Source organism: bacterium SCSIO 12643, from assembly GCA_024398135.1.
Classification (GTDB): Bacteria; Bacteroidota; Bacteroidia; order Flavobacteriales_G; family Salibacteraceae; genus CAJXZP01.
This window is the reverse complement of the sequence record CP073750.1, coordinates 893,756-904,282: the sequence shown is the minus strand read 5'-3', so window position 1 is coordinate 904,282 and position 10,527 is coordinate 893,756. Positions and strand designations below refer to the sequence as shown.

The 10,527-nt window shown below is 38.3% G+C and carries 3 protein-coding genes; all 3 read right to left on the bottom strand.

Annotated elements, in window-relative coordinates; genetic code table 11:
• Nucleotides 1-81: 81 nt before the first annotated feature.
• Nucleotides 82-3,066, bottom strand: a complete 2,985-nt coding sequence (locus tag KFE94_03935; protein ID UTW67274.1) for a T9SS type A sorting domain-containing protein — start codon at nt 3,064-3,066, stop codon at nt 82-84.
• 62 nt (nt 3,067-3,128) lie between these two features.
• Nucleotides 3,129-6,557 carry a T9SS type A sorting domain-containing protein gene (locus tag KFE94_03930; GenBank protein UTW67273.1) on the bottom strand — a complete coding sequence of 1,143 codons (3,429 nt, stop codon included), beginning with the start codon at nt 6,555-6,557 and terminating at the stop codon, nt 3,129-3,131.
• Nucleotides 6,558-6,873: 316 nt separating this feature from the next.
• Nucleotides 6,874-10,335, bottom strand: a complete 3,462-nt coding sequence (locus tag KFE94_03925) for a T9SS type A sorting domain-containing protein (GenBank protein ID UTW67272.1) — start codon at nt 10,333-10,335, stop codon at nt 6,874-6,876.
• Nucleotides 10,336-10,527 lie beyond the last annotated feature (192 nt).

Genomic DNA, 10,527 nt, shown 5'->3' with positions numbered 1-10,527 from the left:
GGATGAGAGGAGTCGAGGTAAGTCGATTATAGATTTTGGGCATAAAAAAAGACCTTCATTTGAAGGTCTTTTTTCTATTAACTATTTAACAACTTGCTTGAAGAAAACCCGTTGCTCATTGTTTTGAATTGTGATAAAATATGCCCCACTTGAGAAGTCACTCCAGGATATACTGATACTATTTTTGTTGAATACATTGGAATCGTGGAACAATATCTTTCCAGTGATATCAATGACCATGATATCACCATTAATTCCATCCGGATGGGATATGGTTAGTGATTCCGAATTTTGGACCAATTTGAATTTTACAACTTTAGTATCTTCAATTGAAGTTACTGTTCCTCCACCTTTAGAACCAGCCCCCCCCCCTGATTGTTGAATTTCGTTTTTGAATACAAGTTCAAATCGATTATTGTATTCTGTATTAGCTAAGAGGTCGACACTATACGGCCCATTTACAAGATTGTGGTCGATACCCAATGTTTTGTCTCGTAAAAAGATCTTGAAATCGCCAGGTAGATTTTCTCTCTTATATTCGTTGAATTCATGAAGTCCGGCTTCATCCGAGAAAACAACTAAAGGAATAGTTTTAGAGTCACCAATACTCAATGGAGCCACAGATTGAATAACATATTCATCTGTACCGATGTAAGAGGCAAATCTGACATGTGAATTCCCCACGAGTTTGTGGGCATCATATCCCACATCAAATGCATCAGTGGTAGTCTGGTTATATCCGACAAGAATATTGTTTTGATATCCTGAAGGAGAAGTAAAGCTGACCCATGCATTATGCTGATTAATTTGCTTTTGTGTTTTAAAGAACTGTGAGTTATTGCTGGATCTCATACTGTTATTAAAAACCACGTTTGTGTTGGTGTTAGCAACCACCCAAAAACCTTGACCACTTGCGATATTCCCCCCTGGAATAGTTAATGAGTTCCCTGAATTTACCCCTCCGGATAGATTCCATGAAGCGTAATCGGAGTTTTGATTATAACCGCCAGAAGTATCAGCTTCATCCCAGAAATAAAGTGCGTCTGTAATTCTAGAATTGTTAACCGCATTTTCATTCCAGAATGCTGTGGCATTTAAAGCAGAGGGATAAGGATTACCTAATAGGTTCCAATCATCATCAGCCCAATCTGTTCCTCCAGGATTACCTAGCGAAGTAGTTGTAATGGCTTTTTGAATATCTCCATTATTAATATCACCATTGTAGGTTTTTAATGCTGTAGGGTTTCCAGGTACGAAATAACCTCCACCAATATCCATAATACCATCACCACCTGTGATTACATCTGTAGCAGAAAATGTGACACTATTGCCGTTACAAGTTGTAGAATATCCAGCTGCAAAATCATATTTCCAGGCTTGATTATCTTTATCAAATGTCCAAATATCACATGGGTTCGCACTACTAAATACGGATGTTAAAGTAGCGGCTTGAATAGGAGACGCCCAAATGTTATAAATGAATGATGAATTATTCCCTGCACGTTTAACATTGTATATTCCAGAACCTGAATTGTTATCAGTTCCTGACCCGGTTTGAATTAAAGATGTGTTTTCTTCAATATTAATAGTCCCGTTATTTACGATATCCCCAGCAAGTGAAACATAGATTCCTGAGTTGATAGTTAACACCCCTCCTGATTCTACTTCAATTTCTCGTACTACCGCATTCTCAGTAAGTGGTAAGGATCCGGTTGCAGAGTTTTTGACGAGGAGTTTGTAGCAAGCATCTGTTGTATTTGGCACACTTGAACTTCCAGAACCATTATAGAACTGTGAGTTGTCCACAACTATTTGATCAAAATACTCGAACGTAAAATAATCATTGTCATTAAAGGAAACCCCAGTTGCAGTGTAGGTGCCAGAACTTAAGGTCATTGGATATCTTGTTTTAGAAGAAAAAGAAGACGAGCTACTTACAACCATATATAAAGCCGCACAACTTTGTTTACCGGATAAATCTAAATCTGTTGCATCTACTGCAACAGTAACCGACCCGATATCATTTCTTTTACTAACTCTCCATGTACTGTTTTGCCTTTCGGTATAATTGCCAGATGTAGTAAAACTATGAGTAGAAGTTTTGGTATCCTCTCCCCAAAAAAGATATTCATCATTTTGTAGATCTGAAGGATTACTAATGGTCACAATACCAGAGCCTTTTGAAGTAGTATGGGAAGACCCATCAGTTGCTTTCCCAATTCCAGCAACGTGGTAGTCAAAGCTTCCGGCAGATGCATTGTCTTGTGAATAATAGTCATTGATAATGCTAATGTTACCGTATTTAGAACTTAAGTAATTATCAATAATGACTTTTTGAACTGCTGAGAGTTCATCGTTAAATAATATAACTTCGAAAAAATCACCACTTGCTTCATCTGCACCAGAGCTGTTTTTTCCGATTCTGTCATATGGAAATCCTGCTGAACTTAATCCCATATTTACAAAGTTCTCACTTCCATTTACACGAATGGAGATGGTTGATGAACCGCCTGGTTTATGGAAAGAAAAAATAGAACGGATTCCATATGGAGAACTAATAGAAGAAGAATAGTCCGTAACTCCATAACGTGTATAGCCTACTTTATTAGTGTTGGAATATTGTTCAACACGCAAGGAGTAGGAGGGGCCATCAAATAACGTGCTACTAAGACCGCTGTTAATTGGCTTTACCACAAAATAGGCACTTGCGTCACTATACGTTCCGGATGATGGGCCAGACATATATTTCGCAGATGAACTTGAAGCATTGAACCTTAGGTAGTTTAGTGAGCCGCTCGTTTTAAATTTTGGTCTATTATTACCAGAACTTGAATAATCGTTAGAATTCCCACTTAAATCATACCAGGTAGAAACCTTAGCGTTGTTTGAGGGGTTGTCTGTATAATCATCGTTGGCATTAATGTCATCCGCATTAAGCCATACTTTTAGATTGCTGCTTCCATCTTTAGAACCTATGCCGCCAGGCCCATCCTGAGCATAAAGAAGTACGGGTGTGCAAATAATAGGTAGAATGAGTAGTAGTTTGTTAGTGATTGTAGATCCCATAATTATAACTATTAAGTGACTAAATATGTATTATAACTAATTCCTATACGCAATTGATTTGATTAAGGTTTTATGATTTGTTTAAAAAATGATCTTTGGTTGTTGTTTTGGATACTGATAAAGTAAGAACCAGCGGCAAAATTGTGCCATTGAATCTGAAGATTGTTACTTTTCACATTTTGCTTTTGGAATAGAACCTTACCAGTGATATCAATGATAGTTACATCTCCATTGATTCCATTCGGGTGGGAGATTGTAATTGTATTTTGATCTTGTAAGACTTTAAAATCCGGATCGATATTTTTTTCGACAGAAGTTACAGTACCACCACCTTTAGATCCTGAGCCACCACCAGATTGTTGCATTTTGTATTTGAAGACCAACTCAAAACGACTTTTGTATTCTACATTTGGATTTAGATCAACATTGTAAGGACCATTTGCCAGATTGTGATCTAACCCCAGAAATTTATCTCTAATGTAGATTTCAAAGTTGTTTGGGAGATTTTCTCTTTTGTATTCTTCAAACTGGTGAGTGCCATATTCATCAGAGAATACCACCAGAGGAATAACTTTAGAATCTCCAATACTTAGAGGAGCGACAGATTGAATGACATATTCATCAGTGCCGATGTAAGACGCAAATCTTACATGAGAGTTCCCCACCAGTTTGTGTGCATCATAACCCAAATCTTCAGCATCAGTAGTGGTTTGATTGTATCCTACCAGAATGTTGTTCTGATATTTTGAAGGAGAAGTAAAACTAATCCAAGCATTGTGTTGGTTGATCTGTTGCTGTGTTTTAAAGAACTGAGAGTTGTTGTAAGTTCTCATGCTGTTATTGAATACTACATTTGTATTGGCATTGGCAACGACCCAAAACCCTTGTCCACTGGCAATATTCCCGGAAGGTTCTTTCGCAGAGTTACCAGAGTTAACTCCACCTGAGAGGTTCCATGAAGCATAATCAGAGTTTTGATTATATCCCCCAGTGGTATCAGCTTCATCCCAGAAGTATAATGCATCAGTGATTCTGGAGTTGCTCACAGCATTTTCATTCCAGAAAGCGGTGGCACTTAAAGCAGAAGGATAAGGATTACCAAGTAGGTTCCAGTCATCATCTGCCCAGTCAGTTCCTCCCGGATTACCTAAAGTTGTTGTAGAGATAGCTTTATTAAGTGTTCCGTTGTTAATAGTTCCGTTGTAAGTTTTCAGTGCAGTTGGATCACCAGGGACAAAGTATCCGCCAGTAACATCCATGATTCCATCCCCTCCGGAGATTACATGAGAAGCACCGAAGGTGACACTGTTTCCATTACAAGTAGTAGAATATCCGGCTGCAAAATCATATTTCCATGCTTGTAGGTCTTTGTCAAATACAAAGATGTCACAAGGATTAGCAGAAGAGAAGACGGAAGTCAAAGAAGCAGATTGGATAGGCGAGGACCAAATGTTGAAGATGTATGGAGAATTATTACCCGTACGTTTAACATTATAGACTCCTGCACCGGAGTTGTTATCGGTTCCAGCACCAGTTTGAATCAAGGAAGATTCTTCTTCGATGTTAATGGTACCATTATTTACGATATCTCCAGCTAAAGAAAGATAGATACCGGAGTTGATGGTAAGTATTCCACCAGCTTCTACTTCGATTTCTCTAACTTCAGCGTTTTCTGAGATAGGAAGAGCACCGGTAGCAGAACTTTTTACAAGAAGTTTATAACAGGCATTGGTAATGTTAGGTACACTGGAAGTACCAGCACCATTGTAGAACTGAGAGTTATCGACAACGATTTGATCGATGTATTCGAAGGTGAAGTAGTCGTTATCATTGAAAGAAACATTATCAGCGGTATAAACCCCAGAACTTAAAGTCATAGGATAGGAAGTTTTTGAAGCGAACGAAGAAGAGCTACTTACGACAAGGTAAAGATTGGCGCAGCTTTGTTTTCCAGTAAGATCGAGATCGGTAGCAGCCACAGAAACAGAGACTGTACCGAGGTCATTTCTTTTACTGACTCTCCAGGTGCTGGATTGTCTTTCGGTGTAATCCGAAGAAGTAGAGAATCCATAAGAAGAGTTTAGCGTGTTTTCACCCCAGAAAAGGAATTCATCAAAGTTGAGATCAGAAGGATTGTTGATTTTAACGATTCCGGTACCTTGAGAATTGTTATGAAGTGATCCATCAGCTGCACGACCAATACCAGCTACATGATGATCGAAGTTTCCTGATCCGGAATTATCCTGTGTATAATAATCGTTAGCTGAAAGAGCAATAGCGTACTTTGCAGAAAGGTAATTGTTAATGATAATTTCTTCTACCTCACTCAATACGGTGTTGAACATGATGATTTCACCAATGTCACCATTAAAATAGTAATCAGGGGAGAATTCATTTCGTCCGGCTCCAACACGAATGGGCTGAGATGGATTTAGTGTCATTGTATGCGTATTTGAAGCATCAAATGAGCCATTGATATCTAATATTTTATTGTTAGTAGCTCCATCATATCTGATCATCTGACTGGCCCAACTACCTGCCGTAGATGTTCCACCAGAGTTTGTTTGCCATGCTCCGGAAGATCTTCCGGTCCAAAAATCCCAATAGTTTGTGTTGGGTCTGGAATATAATATGAAACCTGCAGTTGCTGTTCCGGAAGGGTCATCCCTATTAGAAATAACACATTTATATCTATTACTGGAATTCACTTTGTTTGCTGAGAAAATGGTAAACGAAGTAGGAGTCAAATCTGAAGTAAATGCGCGCTGGAAATACGAAGAGGTTCCATTGAATCTAAATGCAGGATAATCGTTTTGTGCAGATTCAATAAACGTAGCTCCATTCCCTACAGAAAAGTTGAAATTATTCCCTGAAGCATCTGTCCAATTGGTAATAGTTGAATTGTTAGTACCTGAAATAGTATTCACATCTAACCATAGCTTTAATCCTGATGTTCCATCATCAGAACCAATTCCACCCGGCCCTTTTGGCGAAGCAACAACATCCGGGGATGTACCTGTGATATTGACATTGTCAATAGCCCACCACCAGTCATAATTTCCTGAGTAGCGGAATCTTACTCTTGCGTTTGAGCTTCCATTGGTTGCTGAGGTAATATCTAAAGTGATTAAATCTGAACCAGAGTAGTTTTCATCTCCGGTAGTATAACTTACTACAGTGGTCCAGCTTGAACCATTATATACCTGTACTTCACAAGATTCGGGAGAACTATAATCTCTATATTGATGATCGAAACTTAAAGTAACAGTAGAGTATGGACTGGCATCAAATGTAGGGGTGGCTAAAGATGCATCCTGATTTGATGAACTGCCATAATAATCACTGTCCAAAATAGCATAATCACCGGAGAAGTTTCCAGCGCTTATATTTCTGTTGTCAGGATCGTTAAATAACCATACATCACCAGTTCCGGCATGGTCTGTATTGGTCCATCCGGAAGGTAAACTTCCTCCAGAAAAATTTTCATTCAATATAGTCGTTTGACTAATTGCATGGAGAGGAAAAAAAAGACATGTAAATAAAAGTAGTTTAATAGGCGTAGCGATTTTCATATTTGTGTGATCTTATGCAATATTTATTCATTTAACTAATTGAATAGAGTATATACAAAATCAAAACTATATTATTAACATAGTTTGTTTGATAATATACCGAATAGTTAAATAGATTGCATCGTGAATGAAATCGCTATTTCTAGGGTGATATTTTATTTAATAAAAATGATTCTTGATTAAAATTCAATAAAAAAACGGCCAAATTGCTTCAGCCGTTTTTTTACTATTATTTTTAGTTTTTTATAATCTGTTTAAAGAATGATCTTTGGTTGTTGTTTTGGATACTGATGAAGTAAGAACCAGCGGCAAAATTGTGCCATTGAATCTGAAGATTGTTGCTTTTCACATTTTGCTTTTGGAATAGAACTTTACCAGTAAGATCAATAATGGTCACATCTCCATTAATTCCATTTGGGTGGGAGATGGTAATGGTATTTTGATCTTGTAAGACTTTAAAATCCGGATCGATATTTTTTTCGACAGAAGTTACAGTACCACCACCTTTAGATCCTGAGCCACCACCAGATTGTTGCATTTTGTATTTGAAGACCAATTCAAAACGACTTTTGTATTCCACATTTGGATTTAGATCAACATTGTAAGGACCATTTGCGAGATTGTGATCTAACCCCAGGAATTTATCTCTAATGTAGATTTCAAAGTTGTTAGGAAGATTTTCTCTTTTGTATTCTTCAAACTGGTGTGTACCATATTCATCAGAGAATACCACCAGAGGAATAACTTTAGAATCTCCAATACTTAGAGGAGCGACAGATTGAATGACATATTCATCAGTGCCGATGTAAGACGCAAATCTTACATGAGAGTTCCCCACCAGTTTGTGTGCATCATAACCCAAATCTTCAGCATCAGTAGTGGTTTGATTGTATCCTACCAGAATGTTGTTCTGATATTTTGAAGGAGAAGTAAAACTAATCCAAGCATTGTGTTGGTTGATCTGTTGCTGTGTTTTAAAGAACTGAGAGTTGTTGTAAGTTCTCATGCTGTTATTGAATACTACATTTGTATTGGCATTGGCAACGACCCAAAACCCTTGTCCACTGGCAATGTTCCCGGAAGGTTCTTTCGCAGAGTTACCAGAGTTAACTCCACCTGAGAGGTTCCATGAAGCATAATCAGAGTTTTGATTATATCCCCCAGTGGTATCAGCTTCATCCCAGAAGTATAATGCATCAGTGATTCTGGAGTTGCTCACAGCATTTTCATTCCAGAAAGCGGTGGCACTTAAAGCAGAAGGATAAGGATTACCAAGTAGGTTCCAGTCATCATCTGCCCAGTCAGTTCCTCCCGGATTACCTAAAGTTGTTGTAGAGATAGCTTTATTAAGTGTTCCGTTGTTAATAGTTCCGTTGTAAGTTTTCAGTGCAGTTGGATCACCAGGGACAAAGTATCCGCCAGTAACATCCATGATTCCATCCCCTCCGGAGATTACATGAGAAGCACCGAAGGTGACACTGTTTCCATTACAAGTAGTAGAATATCCGGCTGCAAAATCATATTTCCATGCTTGTAGGTCTTTGTCAAATACAAAGATGTCACAAGGATTAGCAGAAGAGAAGACGGAAGTCAAAGAAGCAGATTGGATAGGCGAGGACCAAATGTTGAAGATGTATGGAGAATTATTACCCGTACGTTTAACATTATAGACTCCTGCACCGGAGTTGTTATCGGTTCCAGCACCAGTTTGAATCAAGGAAGATTCTTCTTCGATGTTAATGGTACCATTATTTACGATATCTCCAGCTAAAGAAAGATAGATACCGGAGTTGATGGTAAGTATTCCACCAGCTTCTACTTCGATTTCTCTAACTTCAGCGTTTTCTGAGATAGGAAGAGCACCGGTAGCAGAACTTTTTACAAGAAGTTTATAACAGGCATTGGTAATGTTAGGTACACTGGAAGTACCAGCACCATTGTAGAACTGAGAGTTATCGACAACGATTTGATCGATGTATTCGAAGGTGAAGTAGTCGTTATCATTGAAAGAAACATTATCAGCGGTATAAACCCCAGAACTTAAAGTCATAGGATAGGAAGTTTTTGAAGCGAACGAAGAAGAGCTACTTACGACAAGGTAAAGATTGGCGCAGCTTTGTTTTCCAGTAAGATCGAGATCGGTAGCAGCCACAGAAACAGAGACTGTACCGAGGTCATTTCTTTTACTGACTCTCCAGGTGCTGGATTGTCTTTCGGTGTAATCCGAAGAAGTAGAGAATCCATAAGAAGAGTTTAGCGTGTTTTCACCCCAGAAAAGGAATTCATCAAAGTTGAGATCAGAAGGATTGTTGATTTTAACGATTCCGGTACCTTGAGAATTGTTATGAAGTGATCCATCAGCTGCACGACCAATACCAGCTACATGATGATCGAAGTTTCCTGATCCGGAATTATCCTGTGTATAATAATCGTTAGCTGAAAGAGCAATAGCGTACTTTGCAGAAAGGTAATTATCTAATATGATCTTTTCTACGTCACTAAGATCTGTGTTGAATATGATGACCTCAGTAATATCTCCGGTAAAGCTTCTACCGGAGTAATACCCACCAATATAAAATTTATTGGTATGCGTAGAAGGTCTGGTTTGAGATACAAAATGGAGTGAATTTCCATGACTTCCAGCATTTGTTGTACCTCCATTTATATATGACTCACCAGCATCAGTTGACCAGGTGTCATTATTGGTTCCATTCCCACCACCTGGGTACTGCCAAATGTTATCCGTACTACTTGGTCTTCGGATTCCTTTATCTCCATTAAATCCAGCAACTGCCTCAAAGTAACTGCGGCTTTTTGGATCATTCACAGCAATTAGTGTTTTAGCGGTGATATTTGAAGACGTTACAAATTGTCTGTTTAATGAAGATGCACTAAGCTTGGCATTTCCATTTATTAAGTCAGATGCACCACTTTGATAAGTAGCACTTCCGCTATTATAGATTGTTTTATTGTTACCGGATTCATCTACCCATGTAGATACAGATTGTCCATCTGAAGGCAGTGAATTTGAACTATTTCTTAACCCATTCGGTGTATACCATGCAACGAGACCAGATGTCCCGTCATCAGAACCAATACCTCCAGGTCCTTTGGGAGAAGCGACAATCGCAGGTTCTGTTCCTGTAATGGTAACATTATCAATGGCCCACCACCAATCGTAAGAACCTTTATATCTAAAACGTACTTTAGCATTTGAGCTTGCGTTTACCGCACTGGTAATATCCAATGTCACAAAATCAGCCCCTGAATAATTCTCGTCACCAATGTCGTATGTCACAATTGTAGACCATGAAGATCCATTGTATACCTGAACTTTACAAAACTCCGGGCCATCATAATCTCTATATTGATGGTCAAAAGTTAACGTTATAGTAGAATAAGGACTAGCATCGAATGATGGAGTGATCAGAGATGCGTTTTGGCTAGATGAAGTCCCGTATTCATCACTATCCAGAATGGCATAGTTTCCAGAGAAGTTTCCTGCTGAAATATTTCGGCTTCCCGGATCATTAAATTGCCAATCATCACCGGTTCCGGCATGATCGTTATTGGTCCATCCGGATGGGAGTGAAGAACCATTAAAACTTTCGCTAACCAATACAGTTTGCGAAAATGACAAAGCGGGGAAAATCGCCAAAAAGAATGCGATTAGCTTAAATGAAGTAGTAGTGTTCATGGTTTGCGGTTTATATCAATATTAATTCATATGCATGATCTAAAATTGAATATGCGGAACCAAAACTATGTAAAAGAGGTGTATACGGTCTAAATGTACTGTATAGTTAAATAATTTGAATTATTATTTTTAATTTGCTTGAAGCGTGACTAAATAGTTTATAGAAATGAATCTAGTTCTGATCTAATCATC

Bases quoted from the DNA above. Each gene is read 5' to 3' on its own strand.
- KFE94_03935 (UTW67274.1), bottom strand. From the start codon at position 3,066: ATGGGATCTACAATCACTAACAAACTACTACTCATTCTACCTATTATT.
- KFE94_03925 (UTW67272.1), bottom strand. From the start codon at position 10,335: ATGAACACTACTACTTCATTTAAGCTAATCGCATTCTTTTTGGCGATT.